Source organism: Nonomuraea sp. NPDC050536, assembly GCF_044457685.1.
In the GTDB taxonomy this organism is placed as follows: Bacteria; Actinomycetota; Actinomycetes; order Streptosporangiales; family Streptosporangiaceae; genus Nonomuraea.
In genome coordinates this window covers 157,951-178,104 of the sequence record NZ_JBITHD010000020.1, presented here as the reverse complement: position 1 = coordinate 178,104, position 20,154 = coordinate 157,951, and the positions used below count along the sequence as shown (strand labels likewise).

Sequence of the window (20,154 nt, the reverse complement as noted above, 5' to 3'; positions counted from 1 at the left end):
CGCACTCGAAGGATCACGCGATGGCCGTCTCCATTTCACGGCCGCCACGCTTGTGACCAGGTCAAACTCGTACACCACTCCCGTGGACGCAACCCAGGAAAGGAGCCGACCGTGCCGAACCACGCCTTGTCACTGAGCGCCGAGTGCGCGTGCGGCCGCATGCTCCGGAGAGCTTCCGTATGACCCGCTGACGTCATCGAGAAGCCGCCCGGAGCACCCGCTCCGGGCGGCTTTGTTTTGCTCGCGATTGCCTCCTCGGAAGCTGCCGATCTCTGAGGCAGAGCCCGTGGGACCCGATCGGCCGGGATCCGCGACGGGCATTCACCTGGGTCGATGGTGAAAAGGAATCATGTCTGCCTTGCAAGCAGGAGTTCAGGGTTCGAGTCCCTGCCGATCCACTGCCGCGGTCGCTGACTGGTGTACGGCCGGCGAAGGATGGTCACCACGGCACCGCCGTAACCACCTACCCGCGACCGCGGCCTGTGCCCGTTGGCCCAGTGGTGAGGACGCCTGTGCGAGTTCGACTCTCGCCCGCGTCTCTGATTCCATGCCATTTTGTGACTTCTGAGACGGCACGGGAGATCGAGGCCTATCTGGCCGGTACGGGTGACGGGGCGCGGGTCACGCTGCGCGCGATCGGGCCCGCCGACCAGGACGAGTTCGTGGAGCTGGTGCACGCCAGCGCGGCGCTGCACCATCCGTGGATGTCGATGGCCGGCACGGCCGAGGCGTTCCAGACGTACCTGCGGCGCTTCGACCACACGACCAACCAGGGCCTGCTGGTATGCCGGCGCGACACGGGCGCCATCGCGGGATCGGTCAACATCAACAGCATCATCCGCGGCCGCTACCAGAACGGGTCCCTGGGCTACGCGGCCTTCGCGCCGTCGGCCGGGCAGGGGTTCATGGCCGAGGGGGTCGGGCTGGTGCTCGGTTACGCCTTCTCGCAGCTGCGGCTGCACCGGCTGGAGGCGCAGATCCAGCCGGACAACCAGGCCTCGATCAAGCTCGTCAGGCGTCTCGGATTCCGCTACGAGGGGATGTCGCCGGAGGTGCTGTTCATCGACGGCGCCTGGCGCGACCACGAGCGCTGGGCCATCACGAACACCATGTACAGCCAAACCCCCTGGCCCCCTCACCCCAGCCTCCCACCCCGCTGACAGCGACGGGAGGCGTCAGGCGGGTTTGCGGGCGATGCCGGCGTAGCCCATGCGGGCCAGCTCCTCGTCGAGGAAGAGCATGTCGTCGCGGTCGGCGAAGGGCCAGACGACCTCGGGTCCGAGTCCCGTCGCCAGGCCCGGCGGGATGAGCTCGAAGTCGCCGAAGAAGGCCTCGATCTCGGCACGGGGACGCGGGCAGAAGGGCTGGTTGGCCTGGCGGTAGAAGTCGGTGATGCGGGTCGTGCGTTCCGGCGCCGTGTCGGAGCCCACGTGCGAGATCGCCAGATAGCTGCCCGGCGCCAGCGCCTCGCGGTAGGCAGCGACGAACTTCTGCGGCTCGTCCGCGTCGGGCACCAGGTGCAGGAAGAACATCATGAGCACCGCCACCGGCTGGGAGAAGTCCAGCAGTTCGCGCATGGCGGCCTGCCCGAGCACCTCGGCGGGCCTCCTGGCGTCCGCCTCCACCATCGCCACCTGGCCCGGCCCGGCCAGCAGGGCGCGGCCGTGGGCGCAGACGACGGGGTCGACGTCCACGTACACCACTCGGGCGTCCGGCGCGTACCGCTGCGCCACCTCGTGCACGTTCTCCGCCGCCGGCAGCCCGGAGCCCAGGTCCAGGAACTGCCTCACGCCCGCTTCCACCAGGTAGCGGACCACCCGCCCGATCAGCTTGCGATTCTGCCTGGTGCCCTCCTTGGCGTCCGGCAGCACGCTCAGCACCAGCTCGGCCAGCTCCCTGTCGGCCTGGAAGTTGTCCTTGCCGCCGAGGAAGTAGTCGTACATGCGGGCCGCGTTGGGGATGTGCGGGTCCACGCCGCGGGGGATCATCTTCACATAATTGCCTAAACGGCCGGCAGGCGCAGCACGAAACGGGGCCCGAGGCGTGATTCCTCCGCCGTGATCGTGCCGCGGTGGGCCAGTGCCACGTCCCTGGCGATGGCCAGCCCCAGCCCGGTGCCGCCGGCGTCGCGGCTGCGGGCGGCGTCCAGCCGGGTGAACCGCTCGAAGATCCGGTCGCGGTCCTTCGGGGCGATCTGCGAGCCGTCGTTCTCCACGGTCAGGATCGCGGTGCCGTCCACCTGCGCGACCTCGACGCTCACCTGCGACTCGGCGTGCCGCTCGGCGTTGTCGAGCAGGTTGGTGAGCAGGCGGGCCAGCTGGAGCCGGACGCCCTCCACGATGACGCCGTCGGTCACGGCCACCCGTACGGGATGCTTGTCGTCGCGGCCGGACAGCTCCTCGCGGACCAGGCCCGCCAGGTCGACCCGCTCCTTGACGACGTCCACGCGCGAGCCGATGCGGGCCAGCAGCAGCAGGTCGGTGATGATCGCCTCGAGCCTGTCGGTATCGCGCAGCGCGCTCTCGACCAGGATCGTGATGTCGGTGTCCTCGGGGTAGAGCTGGGCGCTCTCGAGCTGGGCGCGCAGCCCGGCGATGGGGGTGCGCAGCTCGTGCGAGGCGTCGGAGGCGAACTGGCGTTGCTGCTCGGCGGAGCGTTCCAGGCGGGCCAGCGTCCCGTTGATGGAGCGGGCCAGCTGGGCCACCTCGTCCTCGCCCGGCGGCTCGGTGACGCGGCGGCTCAGGTCGCTGGCGTTGACGTCGTCCAGCTCCGTGCGCATCTCCGCGACCGGCTGCAGCGCACGGCCGGTGACCAGCCAGGTGGCCCACGCCGCGATGCCCGTCAGGATCCCGACCTGGGTGAAGACGATGGCTTCCAGGACACGCGTGGACAGGATGCCGGGCGTCTCGCGGCCGGCGTAGATGACGGGTGAGTTGGGGGCGGTGGAGACGCGGACGGCCGTGAGGTGGAAGCACCGGGAACGCACGCAGTTGGTGGTGCTGACCACCCGGTCGTCCGCACTCGGCCATACGTCACTGAGCGGCGGGAGTCTCCGCGCCGCTTCGCTCGTGGCGACCACCGTGCCGCCCGGGCTGACCACCTGCAGCAGATCCACGCTGGAGTCTGACAGCGGGATCGGGCCGGAGTGAAGGTCGCCGTCCCTGACCTCGGAGGTGACGTACGCAGCGGCGTCCCTGGTCTGTTTCCACACCATGCCGGCCACCATGGACCGGGCTGCAAGGACGCCGCCGACCCCGACGGGGATCAAGACGGACGCGGCTACGGCGGTCGCGATGAGCGTGACCCGTCCACGAAGGGACCTCGCCCATATGCGTGACACGTCCCGAGGCTACTAATCGGTATCTCACTCGAATGTCGAGTGGAGGGAAAGTTTGTTCAATGAGCCCTTTGTTCAGGTGGGCAGCCCGGCCCGCGCGGCGAGCGTCCGCAGGGCCCCGTCGAGCGCCTCCCGCTCGGCCTCGCCGAGTCCTTCGGTGAGCTCCTCGTCCAGCTCGGCGGCCAGTTTCGCGCACTCGCCGAGCAGCCGCCTGCCCTCGCCGGTGATCGACAGCAGCTGCCTGCGCCGGTCGTCCTGGTCGCGCACGCGCTGGATCGCGCTCAGCGCCTCCAGGTGGTCGGCCAGCGACACGACCAGGCTGGGCGCGACCCCGAGCCGCCTGGCGATGTCCAGTTGTACGGCGGGCCCGCCGGTCTCCAGCGCCAGCATCAGCCCGACGTGCTTGGGTTTGAGCGCCAGCGCGTCGATGCGGGCGGCGAAGCGCGCCTCGGCCATCGCGCCCAGCACGCCCATGCGGAAGGAGTAAGTCGACTGGACCCGGTTCACGGGATTGATGGTATCGCCCAAATATCATTCAAGGGCTGAACGGAGATATGGCGTTACCAGCGGTGATCACGCTACCGTTGGCGCCTGCCGTTTCTCTCGTTCCAATGGGATAGTGGTGTGCCCTCATGAGGTTGCTCTCCGTGGCCGTCATGGCCGCCCTCCTGCCTGCCGTACCCCTGCAGCAGCGGGCCGGGACCACGTACTACGTCGACTCGAGAGCGGGTGACGACGGCGCGGCGGGCACGAGCGCCACGGCGCCGTGGAAGACGCTCGACAAGGTCAACGCGGCCGACCTGAAGCCCGGCGACGCGATCAGCTTCAAGCGCGGCAGCAGCTGGGACGGCCAGCTGAAGCTGTCGGCCAAGGGCACCGCGTCCAGGCCGATCGTGGCGCAGGCCTACGGCAACGGGTCGCTGGCGAAGATCACGGGGGAGTGCGTCCTGGTCGACGGCTCCCACTGGCGGGTCAGCGGGCTGCGCGCCACCGGCTGCCGCTGGGCCGGCTTCGAGGTGGCCGGTGACGGCAATGTGCTGAGCGGCGTCCAGGCCGACAAGAACGTCGCCGGGGTCTGGGTCACTCCGACCGGGAGGCGCAACACGATCCGCGACAGCAGGCTGACCGGCAACAACAAGATGAGCGTCAACGACGACACGCCCGACAACGACTCCGGCGCGTTCGGGGTGCTGCTCAACGGCGACGACAACGTGGTCATCGGCAACACCATCACCGGCAGCTACGCCGCCAGCCACGACTACGTCACCGACGGCGCCGCGGTCGAGGTGTACAACGGCGACCGCAACCTGGTGCTGCGCAACGTCGCCAGGAACAACGAGACGTTCACCGAGCTGGGCGCGCAGAAGGGCAGGACGGCCACCGGCAACGTGTTCGCCTTCAACGTGGTCACCTCGACCAGGAAGCGCGGCTCGTTCCTGGTCACCCGCGGTCCCGGCCACATCGTCGGCCCGGTCAAGGGCACCGTCGCCGTGCAGAACTCGGTCTATCTGCCGGCCCGCGACACGATCGGCTGGTCCTGCGGCGACGGGTGCAGCCCTTCGATACTCAAGCTGCGCAACAACGTCATCGCGGTCGGCGGCCAGGCCGGCTACGAGGACGGCACGGGCGCCGACGAGGCGGGCAGCGTCTACCAGGCCCGCAGCTTCAAGTTCAAGCTCGGCCCCAAGTCGGTCAAGGCCGACCCGCGCTTCGTCTCCACCTCCGACCTGCACCTGCGCCCCGGCTCGCCGGCGATCGGCCGCGGCGTCTCCCTTTCTCCAGAGTCGTATGGCGGGGCCAAGGCGTCCCTGGCCAAGCCGCTGCCCTCGGCACCCGACGCGGGCGCCTACCAGCACTGACCCGTCACCGGCGCCGCCAAGGTCAAGAAACCGCGCACGATCCATGCCCGCCGTTGTCGAATGCCGTGTCCGCCGATCGACGCCTGTTCAGAGAGAAAGGACAGCGGCATGCAGTGGAAGATCGAGCTCATCCCGATCCCCGTCACCGACGTGGACAAGGCCAAGGCGTTCTACGCCGGCAAGCTCGGCTGGACCGTCGACCATGACACGCAGGTCAACGAGGACAACCGGTTCGTGCAGCTGACCCCGCCCGGGTCGGCGTGCTCCATCGTCATCGGAGCCCCCACCGGCGCGGGGCCAGGATCGGTGCAGGGGGTGCAGATCGTGGTGGACGACATCGAGGCCGCCAGGGCCGAGCTGGCCGAGCGCGGCGTGGAGGTCAGCACGGTCAAGCACTACGAGAAGGACGGCACCCTGTCCGAGGGCAAGGGTGACCGGTGGAACTCCTTCGTCTTCTTCAGCGACCTGGACGGCAACGGCTGGATCCTGCAGGAGCAGGGCTAGCCGTCACGGCTTGCGGGCGATGCCGCCGTACATCAGGCGCTGCCCCACTGTGAGCGTGCCCGGCACCGGCCCGTCGGGCCGCCACAGCGGCAGCGGCACCACGCCCGGCTCCAGCAGCTCGAACCCGTCGAAGAACGCGGTGATCTCCTCGGGGGTGCGGAAGCGGCCGGTGCCGAGCAGGGCGAGGAACTTGCGCTCGGCGTCGCGGGCGTCCTGGCTCGAGGCGCAGAAGTGGGTGATGAACAGGTGGCTGCCGGACGGCACGGCGTCCATGTACGCCTTGACGATGCCGCGCGGGTCCTCGTCGTCGTGCAGGTGGTGCAGGATGCCGACCAGCATGACGGCGACAGGCTGGTCCAGGTCGATCAGGCGCTGGAGCCTGGGGTCGGCCAGGATGGCGGCCGGGTCGCGCAGGTCGGAGGCCAGGACCGCGGTCCTGTCGTTGTCGGCCAGCAGGGCCCGGCCGTGCGCCAGCACCATCGGGTCGTTGTCGACGTACACGGTCCTGGCCAGCGGGTCGGCGCGCTGGGCCACCTGGTGGGTGTTCTCCACCGTGGGCAGGCCCGAGCCCAGGTCGAGGAACTGGGTGACGCCCTGGCCGACCAGGTGGCGCACGCCCCTGCCGAGCATCTGCCTGTTGTAGGCGGCCACGTCGTAGATCTCCGGGACGACCTTCACGATCTCGGCGACGAAGGCCCGGTCGACCTCGAAGTTGTCCTTGCCGTGCAGGACCACGTCGTAGGCCCTGGCGATGCTGGGACGGGTGGTGTCGATCCCGGTCGGGTCGGCCATGGGGGCTCCTTCACGATCATCGCGATGATCGACTTTAGCGTGAAAGGAGGGATTCGTAGTCCTTCAGTGTGATGTTGGTGGCGAACTTCTCGGTGAGCTTCATCATCAGTCCGAAGATGAAGGCCTTCTTGAACATCAGGTTGCGCATCCAGAGCTTGGCGGGCGTGGCGGGCGCCATGAACGGGCCCGCGTTGCCGCTTTTGGCGATCTTGGCGTAGGTGCTGAACTCGTCGTGGTAGCGCTGGAAGCCCACCCGGTGGTCGCCGCCGGCCAGGGCCAGCTCTCCCGCCAGCACGTACGCTCCGACCAGGGCCAGCCCGGTGCCGAAGCCGGCCAGCGTGTTGCCGTAGGCGGCGTCGCCGAGCAGCGCGACCCGGCCCTTGCCGTAGGTGTCGAGCCTTACCTGGCTGATGGTGTCCAGGTAGACGTCCTTGGACTCCTCGATCGCCTCGAGGACCGCCGGGCCCTGCCACTTCAGGCCCTGGTAGGCGCGCAGCAGGATCCGGCGCTGCTCCTCCATGTCGTAGCGGTCGTAGTCGAGCTGTTCGGAGCGGAAGACGAAGAATCCGGGCGCCTTCAGGCCGCCGACGGAGGCCATCCGGCCGGGCTCGTTGTACATCTTGCCCGCCGGGCCGAAGTTCCCGGTGGAGATGTCCACCAGCGCGTAGTAGTGGCCGAGGAAGCGGACGTAGTCGGACTCGGGGCCGAAGGCCAGCCGACGCACGTTGGAGTGGATGCCGTCGGCGCCGACGACCAGGTCGAAGGTGCGCGGCCCGCCGCGCTCGAAGGTGACGTGCACGCCGCCGGCCGTCTCGGTGAGCGAGGTGATGGAGTCGCTGAAGACGTACTCGCAGGTGTCCCTGGTCCTGTCGTACAGGATGCGGGCCAGGTCGCCGCGCTGGATCTCCAGCTCGCCGCCGGTGAACTCGCCCGGCATGACGGTCACCGTGCGGCCGTCGGCGTCGACGATCTCCACGTCGACCCCGCCGGTCTGCAGCCGCCTGACCTCGTCGAGGACGCCCATCCTGGTCAGGACCTCGAAGTGCGGGCCGCCCTTGAAGTCGACGTTCTGCCCGCCGGGGCGCAGGAACGAGGTCTTCTCGACCACGGTGACGTTGAAGCCGAAGCGGGCCAGCCAGTAGGCGAGGGCGGGGCCGCCGATGCTGGCGCCGGAGATGAGGACGTTGGTGTTCTTCATGTCCTGAAGGGTCGCCGCCCTCGCTGACAGCCCGTCGACTACCGGCTGACAGTCGCCCCGAGCGCTGTCAGAGCCTGCCGGCGGCTCATCGCCGAGCCCCTGGCGTAGGCGGTGGCGAAGGTGGCGGCGCTGGTCGCGGCGGTGGCCTGCCTGGCCACCGCGGCCACGTCACGGTCGCCGGCCACGGTGGTGCCCCGCAGGGCGACGCCGATGCCGAGCAGCAGGGCGGCGCGCTCCGCGGCGCCTTCCAGCAGCGCGAGCCCGGCCATTCCCTCGGCGACGTAGGCCAGGTCCGACGGGATCGGCGACCCGCTCGCGGTCTCCAGCGCCTGCTGGTGCCGCAGCGCGGCCTCCCGCAGGTCCGCCTGGGCTTGCGCCACCCTGGCGAGGCCGGTGAAGCACTGCGCCCTGAGCCCGCCGCCGGCGTAGCCGCCCGCCTGCATGGCCAGCACGGCGTCGTAGCGTTCGACGGCCTGGGCGTGGTCTCCCTGCCCGCGGGCCAGCTCCGCGAGGGCGAGCTGCGCCATGGCGACGCTGTGCGCGCTGCCCGTGCGCTGGGCCAGCTCCAGGGCGCGCTGGGCGGCCGCCGACGCGGCCGGCGAGGAGCCGGCCCGCCACAGGCCGTCCGTCTGGCGGCACAGCACGTCGACGATCTCCTCGTCGGCGCCGAGCTGCTCCAGCAGGTCGAGTGCCTCGTCCCAGAGCGCGCGCGACCGATCCCACTCGCCGCGCCAGCCGGCCAGCGAGCCCAGCGCGTCGAGCGCCTGCGCGGTGCCCCACCGCTCGCCCACGACCCGGAACTGCGCCAGCGTCGCCGCCAGCTCGGACTCGGCGTCGGCGATCTCCCCGCCCAGCATCCGCAGCAGCCCGACGCTCAGCCGCTCCAGGGCCCTGCTCCACGGATCGGAGCCGAGCCCCACCATCTCGGTGCCCTCCTCGGGTGGCCCGGCCACCATCCCCCACAGCGCCGCGGTGAACGGGTGCCGCGGCGGCGCGTCCCGCTCGTGCGCGATGGCCACCGCCCGCTCCCAATCCTCCGCCCCGGCCTCGGGTACGGCGTGCAGCACGGCGACCAGGTACTCCTCCTCCATCCCCGCCGGCACCGCCCCGCCCAGCTCCTCGAGCAGTCGTACGGCCGGCCGTACCGCCTGGCCGCGGCGCCCGCTCAGCCACCAGTACATCGCCAGCGCGGTGATCAGCCGCAGCGCGGTTTCGTGGTCGTGCTCCGCGCTCCAGCGCAGCGCGGCCCGCACGTTGGCCTCATCGGCGCGGAGCAGGGCCAGCCAGTCCAGCTGGTCGGCGGTGAACAGGTGCGGCTCGGCCCGTTCGGCCAGGTCGAGGACGTAGGCGGCGTGGGCGGCGAGCACCCGGTCGCGCTCACCGGACTCGGCGAGCCGGTCGGCGCAGAACAGGCGGATCGTGTCGAGCATCTGGTAGCGCTCGCCGTCGGTCTCGACCAGCGACTTGTCGACCAGGTCGGCGACGAGTTCGGCCTCGTCGTCGCCGCACACCCGCTCGATCGCCGGCAGCCTCGCGCCGCCGGAGAACACCGACAAGCGCCTGGCCAGGGTCTGCTCGTCGGCGTTGAGCAGGTCCCAGCTCCACTCGACCACGGCGTGCAGGGTCCGGTGCCGGGCGGCGGCCGTGCGGTCGCCGCGCGACAGCAGCCGGAAGCGGCCGTGCTCGGCCAGCCGCGCGGCGATCTCCTCGACCGCGAACATGCGCACCCGCGCGGCGGCCAGCTCGATCGCCAGCGGCAGCCCCTCGAGCGCCGTGCAGATCCGCAGCACCGCGCCCAGGTTGCCGGTCTCGACCCGGAATCCCGGCCGCACGGCGGCGGCCCGATCCGTGAACAGCCGCACGGCCGGGTACGCCAGCGCGGCGTCCACCTCGCCGGGAGGCTCGGCGGGCAGGGGCAGCGGCTGCAGCGGGAGCAGGTGCTCGCCGGTGAGGCCGAGCGGCTCCCTGCTGGTGGCCAGCACGGTCAGGCCCGGACAGGCCGCGAGCAGCCGCCGGGCCAGCGTGGCGGCGGCGTCGACGACGTGCTCGCAGTTGTCGAGCACGAGCAGCAGCTCCTGCCCGGCCAACGCCGCCACCAGCCGCTCGGCGGCGCCGGGGCCGCCGGGCGCGGGCGGGCCGAGTCCGCTCTCGCGCAGGCCGAGCGCGCCGAGCACGGCCGGCGCCACCTGCCCGGGGTCGTCCACGAGGGACAGGTCGACGAAGCAGGCCTCGCCGGGGCGCGCGGCGGCGTACTCCAATGCCAGACGGGTCTTGCCGGTGCCGCCTGGCCCGGTGATCGTGATGAGCCGCGCGGGGCCGAGTTCGGCGAGGCGGGCCAGCTCGAGCTCCCTGCCGACGAAGCTGGTGAGCTGGGTGGGCAGCCCGGGGCGGGCGGCCTGCTCGCGCTGCTGGTCACCGCGGAGTATCGCCAGGTGGACGGCGCGCAGCTCCGGCGACGGGTCGGCGCCCAGCTCCTCGGCCAGCAGGTTGCGCCCCTCCTCGTAGGCGGCCAGCGCCTGCGAGGAACGGCCGGCCGCGTGCAGGGCGCGCATGAGCAGCCCGCGCGGGCGCTCCCGCAGCGGGTGGTCGGCGACCAGGCGCTGGAGCCCGGCGATCGGGTTGCCGTCCGGCAGGGCCAGCTCGGCCTCGAGGAGGTCCTCGGTGGCGTCGAGCCGCAGCTCCTCCAGCCTGGTCACCTGGGTGGCGGCGAACGGCGCGTCGGCCACGTCGGCCAGCGCGGGACCGCGCCACAGCTCCAGTCCCTCGCGCAGCGCGGCCGCCGCCGCGGCGGGCTGCCCGGCGGCCAGCAGCCGACGTCCCTCGCGGGCCAGCCGCTCGAACCGGTGCACGTCCACGTCCTCCGGGTCGACCGCCAGCCGGTAGCCGGTCCCGTGGAACTCGACCAGGTCCGCGGGGAGGTTGCGGCGCACCCGGGAGATCTGCGCCTGCACGGCGTTGGCGGCCCCGGCCGGGGGTTGCTCGCCGTACTGGCCGTCGATGAGCCGCTCGACGGACACCATCCGCCCGGCCTCGAGCAGCAGCATGGCCAGGACGGCGCGCGGCCGCGGCCCGCCGAGGGGGACGGGCTCGCCGTCGGGCGAGCGCACCTCGAGGGGACCTAGGACGCCGAATCGCACGGCGCCGATTCTGCCGCATTCGGGGCTAGGCATCCTTCTCATAAACTTATAATCTTCGATGCGATCGAATGGAGATGATCGCATGAGACGCGTCTTACTCGCTCTCGTCCTCATGGCCGCCTCCCTGGTGGCCGCAGCACCGGCATACGCCGCGAGCGGCACGGTGGTGCTGAAGTTCTACGACAGCGCCGGAAACGGCACCGAGCTGACCGCCACCCAGGTGAAGACCGTGATGCACGGCACCGGCGGCAGCGACAGCGACGCACTGCTCGACCCGGCCACGCTGCAGGACGTCAAGGAGTACCCGCTGTACAAGAGCGGATCGCCGGCCCGGTGGCGCTTCGACATCCCGGGACAGGCGGTGGCCTTCGCGGTGAACTGGCCGACCACGCGCGGCTACTCCACCGTCATCGTCGACCACGGCGGCGGCGGCTTCACCTCGGGCGGGACGATCGTGTTCAACCACGAGGCCGCCAGGGACGCCAAGCGGCGGCTCGACGCGGCGCTCGCCGTACGGACCGACTACGTGCACTCGGCCGCCTTCGACAACGCCTACGCCGGCGCGGCGAGCAACCTGAGCTCGGCGGACGCCGCCACCACCGACGCCGACAGGGGCAAGTACGGCCAGCGGGCGCTCAGCGCCGTGCACACGGCCTACGACCTGCTGCTCAGCGAGTACGGCCCGGCCTACGCCAAGGCGCACGGCACGGGCCCGTGGATGGGGCTGACCGTCGACAACGTGACCGCCTACCCCGGCTGGGCGTCGCTGGCCAGCACCCTGACCAGCCCGTTCGGGTGGGTGCGGATCGTGTTCGACCCGGGCGCGGACCACGGCGATGTCGAGCACTACCGGGCCGCGGTGAACGCCGCGCACGCGGCCGGGCTGAAGGTCCTCGGGCAGCCGATCGACTCGACGTTCGCCTCGGGCTACACGCGGGCCCAGTACCTGGCGCGGATCAAGGCCTACGTGGACGCCTACCCAGGCGTCGAGGCGTGGGAGGTGGCCAACGAGGTCAACGGCTGCTGGGTGGACGGCTACACCGACAGCTCGGGCACCTGCAACGGCACGCTGGTGCCGGCCAACGACCGGATCAAGAACAAGATCGCCGACGCGGCCGCCTACATCCGGTCGAAGGGCTCCGCCCAGGTGGTGCTCACGCTGTACTGGCAGCTGGGCACGGACGCGGCGACCTGGTCGACGTTCAACTGGGCGCGGGCCAACCTGCCCGCCGCCACCCGGCAGAACCTGGACGTGGTGACCCTGTCCACCTACGTGGAGGACGCGCCCATGGGGCTGGCCTTCGACCAGGTCATGCGGGCCCTGCAGGCCGAGTTCCCCGCGCAGAAGATCGCGGTCGGGGAGCTCGACTACTGGTCGTCCGACACCACCAAGGCGTTCTGGGCGTTCAACCAGAGCGACACTCTGGCCGGCAGGCGCGCGGTCGCCGCCCAGTACTACGCCGCGGCCCTCGGCTACGCGCGCAGCGTGGGCGGCTGCTTCTGGTGGTACTTCGTCCAGGAGGTGCCGGGTGACTCCGCGCTTCAGGCGGCCATCCGAGGAGTAACCGACCGGCTCACCTGAGGTCGAGGATCGCGCGTGAACCCTGCGCGGCGACCCGGTAACGGGCCCGGTCGCCGCGCACCACGCTCCGGCAGTGCTCGACGGGCCTGCTCTGCTGGTCGAAGGCGAGCAGCTCGATCAGCAGTGCGGGCCTGCCACGGCGCTGGTCGAGCAGCTCGGCCTCGCGGGTGCCGAGCGCCACCGGCTCGATGGTCTCCTCGGCGTGGTCCAGCCGCGTGTCGTAGCGGTCGGCCAGCAGCCCGTACAGCGAGCCGCCCTCCAGGTCCTCCTCCAGCAGCCCGGGGAAGCGGGCGGCGGGCAGGTGCACCTCCTCGAGCACCAGCGGCTCGCCGTCGGCCAGCCGCAGCCGCTCCAGGTAGATCGTGGCCGCGTCGGGCTCCAGCCGCAGCGCGGCGGCCACCACGCCCGAGGCGGGTTCTTCGCGGGCGGCCAGCAGCCGGGAGGAGGGCTCCAGCCCGGCCGCGCGCATCTCCTGGGTGAACGAGCCGAGCAGCTGCAGGTTCCGCTCGACGGGCGCCTCGGTGACGTAGGTGCCGCGGCCGCGCATGCGCACCAGGCGGCGGTCGCGGGTGAGCTCGTCCAGCGCCCGCCGCACGGTGATCAGGCTGCAGCTGTAGAAGTCGCACAGCTCCCGCTCACCGGGCAGCCGGTCGCCAGGGCGGAGCGCCCCGCGGTCGAGCGCGTCGCGAATGTGCTGGTACACCTGGTAGTGCAGGGGGATCGGGCCCTGTTCGAGCCTGATGGGGCCGCCGCTGAAGACGCTCACGTGTCCCACACAACCAGAGCGGCGCCGTGCCCCGCCACTCGGACGCGCGCCTCGCCGATCGGCTGCCTGCCGTGGGGTTCGAGGAGGTGTACGGCTTTCGCCGCCTCGGGCAGGTGGAGGGTGGCCTCGACGGGATCGGGGGAGTGGTTGGTGAGGGCGAGCACGCCGCCCTCGGGACCGTGCAGCGCGCCGCTGGTGACGCCTTCGGCCCAGGCGTCCTCGCGGGCGTCGGCCAGATCGGCCAGGCCCTGATAGAGCGCCTTCCACTCGGGGTGGCGGCGGTGCGCGTCGGGGATCCTGGCCAGCAGGAGCTCGACGGGATAGCCGCAGATCACGAAGTGTCCGGCGGCCACCAGGGCGGGTGCCCCCTCCGCGTCCACCGCGATGACCTTCGCCGAGGAGCCCGTCACGGTCAGCCGTACACCCCGCAGCGTCGGATCGTCGTCCACGGCGGGGAGGGTGAGGACGGCGCCCGGCCGCAACGGCCCCCAGGGCTCCAGGAAGCGAAGGGTGATCGTGTCGGCCGCGGGGGCGCGGTCGGCGATCGCGCATCCCGTCAGCTTGTCGAGGTCGGGGATGGCGACGTCGGCCGACAGGGAGGCGTAGATCGTGCCGCCCCCGGCCAGGTACTCGGGGGCACCGTCCCAGTAGGAGGCGCGCACGTGCCACAGCGACGTGGTGGTCGAGGCGAGCGGCGCGGGCAGCATGACCAGGCGTTCGGACGGCCACACCTCGTCCAGGCGCTCCCTGGGGAAGGAGACGGCCATGCCCGCCCCCGCGGCCAGCACGAAGGCGTTGAGCCAGGCTCGGACCAGGGGTTTCACGCTCGGGTCCGGGCGCCAGGTCAGCTCGGCGGGCACGTAGGGGCCGTGCGGGGCCTCCAGGCCGTAGGAGGCGGGGTCGTAGGGGTGGACGTACTCGTGCGGGACCACGATCGCCGCCCGCGGCGCCGGGCCGTGGGCGGCGTGCCGTACCAGGTCGAGCTCCTTCAGCGTGGCGGCCAGGTCGGCCAGCACCTGCCCGCGGGGCCGCAGCTCGCCGCCGGCGGTGACCATGCCGAACTGGGTCTCGTGCGGCATCCGCGAGTACGGCACGCGGCGGTAGGCGGCCGGCTCGCAGTCGCTCCAGCACCACGACACGAACCCGATCGCCCCGCGCCCGAGCGCCGACCAGCACAGCAGCCGGTCGTAGGCCGCGATGCGGGCCGGGTCGAACTGCGTGGACGAGGCGCCGAACTCGTGCAGCATCACCGGCCTGCCCGCCCCCGCCGCCAGCGCCACCTCGAACGCGCCGGCGTGGGTCATCCGGGCGTCGAGCAGCCCGTCCGGGTACAGCTCCGGCGAGTAGATCGGATACGGGTGGACGCAGGCGAAGTCGAGCAGCGGCGCGACCACGTCCGCGCGGAACGGCCCGTGGTCCACCTCCTGCGAGGCGGTGCCGACCGTGATCGGGTGCCCCGCCGGGCGCAGCGCCTCGACCAGGCCCGCCGTCCAGGCTCTCGCGTCGTCGTCGGTGGTGCCCTCGACGGCCCAGAACGGCGGCTCGTCGGTCAGGTCCCACGCGATGATCGCCGGCTCGCCCGCCCACCGCTCGGCGAACCGCTTGGCGTGCTCCACCTGCGTCGCGCGCAGGTCTGCGTCGGCGTGCGGGTTGCGGCCCGCGCGCCAGGGCACGTCCCAGAACGCGTCACCCACCTCGCCGCCGACGAACAGCGTCGGATGCAGGTACACGCCGTGGCGCCCGGCGGACTCCAGGATCTCGTCGAGGACCCTCAGGTGCTCCTCGTCGTAGACGCCGGGGGAGGGCTCGACGGCCGCCCAGATCAGGTCGATCCTGGCGAGGTTCAGTCCCAGCGCGGCCATCCGGGCGAACGCCTCGTCGAACGCCTTCGCCGTGGTCCGCCACGGCCAGTCAGGCCCCTCCGGCGGCACCACGTGGGTGCCCACCGGAATGACAGGACGCCCGTCGATCTGCAGGTAACGCAACCCTCTACTCCCTTGTCGTGATCTTGTTGCCCACCGTGAACCGGCCGGGATCGCGGCCCTGCGCGACCGCCAGCCGCCAGGCCAGCACCTGGAACGGGATCGCCGCCACCCCCGGCATCAGCAGCCTGTCGGCCCTGCCGACCGGCACCACGGTGACCCCGGCCTCCACGGGTTCGCCCGCCAGCAGCAGTACGGCGGCGCCGTGCGAGGCCACCTCCCGGGCCAGCGCCACGTCCAGCGCGAACGTCTCCGGCTCGGTGGCCACCACGGCCACCGCCAATCCGGGACCGGCCAGCTCCAGCGGCCCGTGCCGGAACTCCGCCGCGTCCAGGCACTCCGCGGCGAACCCCGCGGCCTCCTTCAGCACCAGCGCCCCCAGATCGGCCGCCGCCCTGGCCGTGCCACGTCCCACCAGCACCGCCCCGGTACGGTCACCCGCCCACCCGGCCACGACCTCGGCCAGGCCACCGGGGTCGGCCAGGAGCCGCGTCGCCGCGGCCGCCGCAGCCCGGGCCGCGGCCACCTCGCCGGCGATGATCCCCACGGCCGCGCCGCTCTCCGCTCCCGCGATCACCTTCGCCACCGCGCTCAGCGTGGGGAAGGTCGCGGCGAACGTCATCGTGGACGGGCCGAGCTCCGGCCCCGCCGCGGTGTCCAGGGCGACGTCGGCCGCGGCCGCCAGCGGGTTGTCCACGCCGTTGGTGATGGTGACCAGGCGGGCACGGATGCCCGACCTGGTCAGGCGGACCAGCTCGGCGCTCCGGCCCGACTGGCTGATCGCCACCACCAGCGTGTCCTCCGACAGCGCGGGGCGCCGGAAGTGGACCAGCTCGGCCGTGTTGACCGTGGTGGCCAGGACCCCGGCCGAGCCGAGCACGCTGGCCGCCGCCAGGCACGCGTCGTAGGAGGCGCCCATGCCCGTCAGCAGCACGTGGCGCGCCCCGGAGGCCAGTGCGGCCAGCCGTACCAGCTGCGGGCGCTGGGACTCCAGCGCCCGCGCCGAGCGCTCGATCGCGGCCGGTTGGCCGAGGATCTCGTTGAGGAAGATGTCGTGCATCAGCCGTCCTTTACTGCGCCTGCGGTAAGACCCTCGACGAAGCGGCGCTGCAGCACCGCGAAGAACGCCACCATGGGCAGGATCGTGATCACGGCCCCGGCCATGCTGTCCGTCCAGCTCACGCTGTTCTTCCTGGCCAGCAGCGCGAGCCCGACGGGCAGCGTGCGCATCTGCTCCGAGTCGGTCACGATCAGCGGCCACAGGAAGTCGTTCCACGCGCCGAGGAAGGTGAAGATGGCCAGCGCCGCCATCGCGGGCCTGGCCACGGGAAAGACGATCCTGCGGAGGATCTGCAGCTCACGGGCCCCGTCGAGGCGGGCCGACTCCAGCACGGCGTCCGGGATGGACTGCAGGTACTGGCGCATCAGGAACACCCCGAACACCTGCACGGCGCTCGGCCCGATCAGCCCGAAGTAGGTGTCGGTGGCGTGCAGCTCCACCATCAGCCGGTACAGCGGCACCAGGTTCACCTGGAACGGGACCATCAGCGTGATCAGCAGCAGCCAGAACAGCGGGGTCCTGCCGCGGAAGCGGAGCTTGGCGAAGGCGTAGGCGGCGGCCGTGTCGAACACGACGTTCAGCAGCACCACGGCGGCCGTCACGATCGAGCTGTTGAGCAGGAACCGGCCGAACGGCAGCGCGGTGAACACCCGCCCGTAGGCGTCGAAGGTCTGCGGGAGCCAGCCCGGCGTCCACACGTCGGCGGGGGTGCGCAGCGAGGTGCGGACCATCCACAGGAACGGCCAGGCCATCGCCACCGCGGTGATCACCAGCGTGGCGTACACGAGCGCGCGCTTCACCGGCGCTCCCCTCTGAGCTGCAGGTACGACAGCACGGCCAGGATGAGGAACAGCACGTACGCCACCGCCGAGGCCTTGCCCAGCTCCAGGTCCTTGAAGCGGTCGACCAGGTAGTACACCAGCGTGGTGGTCGAGCCCGCGGGACCGCCGTGGGTCATCACGAACATCTGGTCGAAGGCCTGGAAGCTGCCGATGACGCCGACCACGTACACGAACAGCAGGGTGGGCCGCAGGCCGGGCAGCGTGACGTGCCAGAAGCGGCGAAGCGCGCCGGCGCCGTCCACCGCGGCCGCGCCGTACAGGTCGCGCGGGATGGACTGCAGAGCGGCCAGGAAGACGACCGTCTCGAAGCCGAAGCCCTGCCAGATGCTGGCCGCGGCGACGCCGAGCAGGCTGGTCGACGGATCCGCCAGCCAGGCGTGGCCTGGCACGCCGAACAGGCCGAGGGCGGTGTTGAGGATGCCGTCCTCGTTGAGGATCATCTTCCAGACCGTGGCGGTGACGACCAGGGAGGTGGTCACCGGCAGGAAGTAGACGGTCCTGAAGAAGCCGACCCCCTTGACCCGCTGGTTGAGCAGGAGGGCGGCACTCAGGCCGAGCGCGGGGCCGACGCCCATGCCGGCGACCGTGAAGACCGCCGTGTTGACCAGCGCCTGGCGGAACCTGGCCGAGCCGAACAGCTCGGCGTAGTTGCTCAGCCCGGTGAAGGCGGGCGCGGTGACGCCGGTGTAGTCCGTCATGCTCCAGTACGCGGACACGATCATCGGCAGGTACAGGAAGGCGGCCGCGGCCAGCAGGGCGGGCGCGATCAGCAGGTAGGGCATCAGGTCGGGCCGTCTCCTGCGCGTCGTGCGGTGCTTGCGCGCGGGGCGGACGGCCGGCTCAGTCAACGAGTAGATCGTCGACCTCCTTCGCCGCGTCCGACAGCGCCTGCTGCGGGGACTTCTTGTCGAGCAGCGCCGTGGTGACCGCGTCCTGGACGGCCCGGTCGATGTCCGTCCACTGCTTGACGTAGGGGTAGTGGCGGGCGGTGGCCAGGGCCTGCTGGAAGACGGGGAAGGTCTGCTGGCCGCCGAAGTACGGGTCAGGACTGGTCAGGGCCGGGTCCTTGAGCGCCGCCTCGGTCGCGGGCGCGGCGCCCGCCTCTGTGAAGACCTTGACCTGCTGCCGCGGCTGGAGCAGGAACTGGATGAACTGCCAGGCGGCGTCCCTGTGCTCGGAGGTGACGGGGATGCTCAGGCCGGTGCCGCCGAGGTAGGAGCCGGGCTGGACGTCGATCGGGGCGGGCGCGACGGCCCATTTGCCCTTCTGGTCGGGGGCGCCGTCCTTCAGCACGCCCATCATGTACGGGCCGTTGAGGAACATGGCGATCCTGCCGTCCTTCACGCCCGCGATGCCGCTGGAGTCGCCCTGGTCGTCGCCCCAGTAGACGCCGCCCCGTTTGAGCAGGTCGTGCAGCTGGGTGAGCGCCCTGACGCCCTGCGGGCCCTGGAAGACCGCCTTGCCGCCCTGGACGAGGTCGCCCCCCGCCTGGAAGAGGAACTGGGTGAAGTGGAAGGTGTCCGGGAGTACCTGGAACCTGCCCTGCTTGAGATGGGCGGCCGTGGCGATGAGATCGTTCCAGGTCTTCGGCGGATCCTTGATCAGATCCTTGCGGTAGTAGAGGGCGTAGGCGTCGAAGTCGTACAACGCGGTCACGAAGTGGCCGTCGAAGCTCATCGCCTCCAGCGCGCCCTTGCCGTACAGGGTGTCCAGCGGCTTGTCCGGCAGCGGCGCCAGCGTCTTCTTCGCCGCGTACGCCGGGATCCACGTCATGTCCAGCGTCGCCACGTCGGGCGCGGTGCCGCCGGAGACCGCGGTGGCGTACTTCTGGCGCATGGTCTCGTAGTCGTAGGCCTGGTAGTCGACCTTGATGCCCGGGTGGGTGCGCTCGAACTCCCCGACGACCGGCTTGATGGGCGTGGCGCTGCCGTAGTAGTCCCAGACCGTGATGGTCGTGGGGCCCTTCTGTGTCGCAGCCGTCCCGCAGGCGGCCAGGCAGGGCAGCAGAACCAGCGCACCGATACTGCGGTGCATGGGATCTCCTGGGGTATTGATTAGAAGCTTATGAGCTTCATAGCATTGGCGCCGTGCGTCGCTACGTCAAGCCCCTGTCCCTTCCCGCCCCGCCGCTCGACGGACTGGTCCTCGCGATCGACGTCGGCGGCACCCGCGTGCGGACCGCCGTCGTCGACGGCGCGGGAACCATCCACCACCGGCGCGAGATCCCCACCCCTCAGGACGCGGCCAAGCTGGTGGAGGAGGTCGTCTCCGAAGCCAGGGCGGCGCTGCGGCCCGGGCTGCTGGCCATCGGGGTCTCCGCGCCGGGACCGCTCGACCGGGCCGCGGGGGCGATCGAGGTGTCGGCCAACCTGCCCGAGGTGCCGCTCGCGGAACCGCTCGGCGCGCTGGGACCGCCGGTCGTCATCGAACGCGACACCAACGTGGCGGCGCTCGGCGAGGCGACGTTCGGCGCCGCGCGCGGAGTCGCCGACTTCGCCTACGTGACCGTCTCGACCGGCATCGGCGCGTCGATCGTGTACGGCGGGCGGCTGCTCACCGGCGCCCACGGGTACGCGGGCGAGATCGGCCACTTCCCCGTCGACCCCGGCGGGCCGCGCTGCGGGTGCGGGAACCGCGGCTGCCTGGAGGCCCTGGCCTCGGGCTCGGGGATCGCCGCCGGTGGCGTGCCCGCGCCCACGGTGGCCGCGCGGGAACTCGAAGGCGACGCCTCCGCCGCCGCGATCATGGAGTGGGCCAGGGCCGCCTTCGCCGCCGGCATGGTCGGCCTGGTCAACGCCTACGACCCCGGGCTGGTCGTGGTGGGCGGCGGCGTCGCCGACGCGCAGGGCGAACGCCTCCTCGAGCCCGCCCGCCGGGCCGTGCGACGCCACGCGTACGGCGCGGCCGCCCGCGGCACCCGGATCGTGGCGGCCGCGCTGGGCGGCGACGGCGGGTTGCTCGGCGCCGTGCCGCTGGTCGCGCTCAGCGGAACACGCCGGTGATCCGCGATGTCATGCGGGGAACGCCAGAAGATCTCCGGAGCGCACACAACCCCGGTTATCGACAATCCGTAAGGGGGGTCGCATCCTGGGAAA

The 20,154-nt window shown here is 71.7% G+C and carries 17 protein-coding genes and 1 tRNA gene; 6 read left to right on the top strand and 12 right to left on the bottom strand.

The window, feature by feature from the left end; translation table 11 throughout:
* Positions 1 to 327: 327 nt before the first annotated feature.
* A tRNA-Ala gene (locus ACIBHX_RS40925) sits at positions 328 to 398 on the top strand.
* A 159-nt stretch (positions 399 to 557) separates the two neighbouring features.
* Positions 558 to 1,160, top strand: a complete 603-nt coding sequence (locus ACIBHX_RS40920) for a GNAT family N-acetyltransferase (RefSeq protein WP_397072932.1) — start codon at positions 558 to 560, stop codon at positions 1,158 to 1,160.
* Between the two features lie 15 nt (positions 1,161 to 1,175).
* Here ACIBHX_RS40920 and ACIBHX_RS40915 read toward each other — a convergent pair whose 3' ends face one another.
* The 3 genes from ACIBHX_RS40915 to ACIBHX_RS40905 form a co-directional block, all read right to left on the bottom strand.
* Positions 1,176 to 1,988 carry an SAM-dependent methyltransferase gene (locus tag ACIBHX_RS40915; protein ID WP_397072930.1) on the bottom strand — a complete coding sequence of 271 codons (813 nt, stop codon included), beginning with the start codon at positions 1,986 to 1,988 and terminating at the stop codon, positions 1,176 to 1,178.
* A gap of 14 nt (positions 1,989 to 2,002) precedes the next feature.
* On the bottom strand, positions 2,003 to 3,214 hold the full coding sequence (locus ACIBHX_RS40910; protein WP_397072928.1) for a sensor histidine kinase: 1,212 nt from the start codon (positions 3,212 to 3,214) through the stop codon (positions 2,003 to 2,005).
* A 198-nt stretch (positions 3,215 to 3,412) separates the two neighbouring features.
* Positions 3,413 to 3,844 (bottom strand): MarR family winged helix-turn-helix transcriptional regulator, encoded by a 432-nt coding sequence (locus ACIBHX_RS40905; RefSeq protein WP_397072926.1) that lies wholly within the window; start codon positions 3,842 to 3,844, stop codon positions 3,413 to 3,415.
* Positions 3,845 to 3,969: 125 nt separating this feature from the next.
* Between ACIBHX_RS40905 and ACIBHX_RS40900 the strand changes: the two genes are divergently transcribed.
* A complete protein-coding gene (locus ACIBHX_RS40900) occupies positions 3,970 to 5,196 on the top strand; it encodes a right-handed parallel beta-helix repeat-containing protein (protein ID WP_397072924.1) in 1,227 nt (408 codons plus the stop codon).
* Positions 5,197 to 5,304: 108 nt separating this feature from the next.
* Entirely contained in the window at positions 5,305 to 5,700 is a 396-nt protein-coding gene (locus ACIBHX_RS40895; protein ID WP_397072922.1) for a VOC family protein, read from the top strand.
* 3 nt (positions 5,701 to 5,703) lie between these two features.
* On the opposite strand, the gene ACIBHX_RS40890 is transcribed toward ACIBHX_RS40895, so the two are convergent.
* The 3 genes from ACIBHX_RS40890 to ACIBHX_RS40880 are packed head-to-tail and all read right to left on the bottom strand — an operon-like array spanning position 5,704 to position 10,827.
* Entirely contained in the window at positions 5,704 to 6,492 is a 789-nt protein-coding gene (locus ACIBHX_RS40890) for an SAM-dependent methyltransferase (protein ID WP_397072920.1), read from the bottom strand.
* A gap of 34 nt (positions 6,493 to 6,526) precedes the next feature.
* The gene (locus ACIBHX_RS40885; RefSeq protein WP_397072919.1) at positions 6,527 to 7,690 is read right to left on the bottom strand and encodes an FAD-dependent monooxygenase; all 1,164 of its coding nucleotides are present in this window, start codon (positions 7,688 to 7,690) and stop codon (positions 6,527 to 6,529) included.
* Positions 7,691 to 7,728: 38 nt separating this feature from the next.
* Positions 7,729 to 10,827 (bottom strand): BTAD domain-containing putative transcriptional regulator, encoded by a 3,099-nt coding sequence (locus ACIBHX_RS40880; RefSeq protein WP_397072917.1) that lies wholly within the window; start codon positions 10,825 to 10,827, stop codon positions 7,729 to 7,731.
* 82 nt (positions 10,828 to 10,909) lie between these two features.
* On the opposite strand from ACIBHX_RS40880, the gene ACIBHX_RS40875 reads away from it, so the two are divergent.
* Entirely contained in the window at positions 10,910 to 12,409 is a 1,500-nt protein-coding gene (locus ACIBHX_RS40875; protein ID WP_397072915.1) for a hypothetical protein, read from the top strand.
* On the opposite strand, the gene ACIBHX_RS40870 is transcribed toward ACIBHX_RS40875, so the two are convergent.
* The 6 genes from ACIBHX_RS40870 to ACIBHX_RS40845 are packed head-to-tail and all read right to left on the bottom strand — an operon-like array spanning position 12,402 to position 19,093.
* Complete coding sequence (locus ACIBHX_RS40870; RefSeq protein ID WP_397072913.1) at positions 12,402 to 13,175, bottom strand: GntR family transcriptional regulator; 774 nt, start codon at positions 13,173 to 13,175, stop codon at positions 12,402 to 12,404. The genes ACIBHX_RS40875 and ACIBHX_RS40870 overlap by 8 nt on opposite strands.
* A complete protein-coding gene (locus tag ACIBHX_RS40865; RefSeq protein ID WP_397072911.1) occupies positions 13,172 to 15,160 on the bottom strand; it encodes a cellulase family glycosylhydrolase in 1,989 nt (662 codons plus the stop codon). The genes ACIBHX_RS40870 and ACIBHX_RS40865 overlap by 4 nt, the downstream gene beginning before the upstream one ends.
* A 4-nt stretch (positions 15,161 to 15,164) precedes the next feature.
* Positions 15,165 to 16,217 carry an SIS domain-containing protein gene (locus ACIBHX_RS40860; protein WP_397072910.1) on the bottom strand — a complete coding sequence of 351 codons (1,053 nt, stop codon included), beginning with the start codon at positions 16,215 to 16,217 and terminating at the stop codon, positions 15,165 to 15,167.
* Complete coding sequence (locus tag ACIBHX_RS40855) at positions 16,217 to 17,017, bottom strand: carbohydrate ABC transporter permease (RefSeq protein ID WP_397072908.1); 801 nt, start codon at positions 17,015 to 17,017, stop codon at positions 16,217 to 16,219. The genes ACIBHX_RS40860 and ACIBHX_RS40855 overlap by 1 nt, the downstream gene beginning before the upstream one ends.
* Complete coding sequence (locus ACIBHX_RS40850) at positions 17,014 to 17,907, bottom strand: carbohydrate ABC transporter permease (protein WP_397072906.1); 894 nt, start codon at positions 17,905 to 17,907, stop codon at positions 17,014 to 17,016. The genes ACIBHX_RS40855 and ACIBHX_RS40850 overlap by 4 nt, the downstream gene beginning before the upstream one ends.
* On the bottom strand, positions 17,900 to 19,093 hold the full coding sequence (locus tag ACIBHX_RS40845; protein ID WP_397072904.1) for an ABC transporter substrate-binding protein: 1,194 nt from the start codon (positions 19,091 to 19,093) through the stop codon (positions 17,900 to 17,902). Before ACIBHX_RS40845 ends, ACIBHX_RS40850 begins: the two co-directional genes overlap by 8 nt.
* A gap of 53 nt (positions 19,094 to 19,146) precedes the next feature.
* Between ACIBHX_RS40845 and ACIBHX_RS40840 the strand changes: the two genes are divergently transcribed.
* On the top strand, positions 19,147 to 20,061 hold the full coding sequence (locus ACIBHX_RS40840; protein WP_397072902.1) for an ROK family protein: 915 nt from the start codon (positions 19,147 to 19,149) through the stop codon (positions 20,059 to 20,061).
* The last annotated feature ends 93 nt before the right edge of the window (positions 20,062 to 20,154 follow it).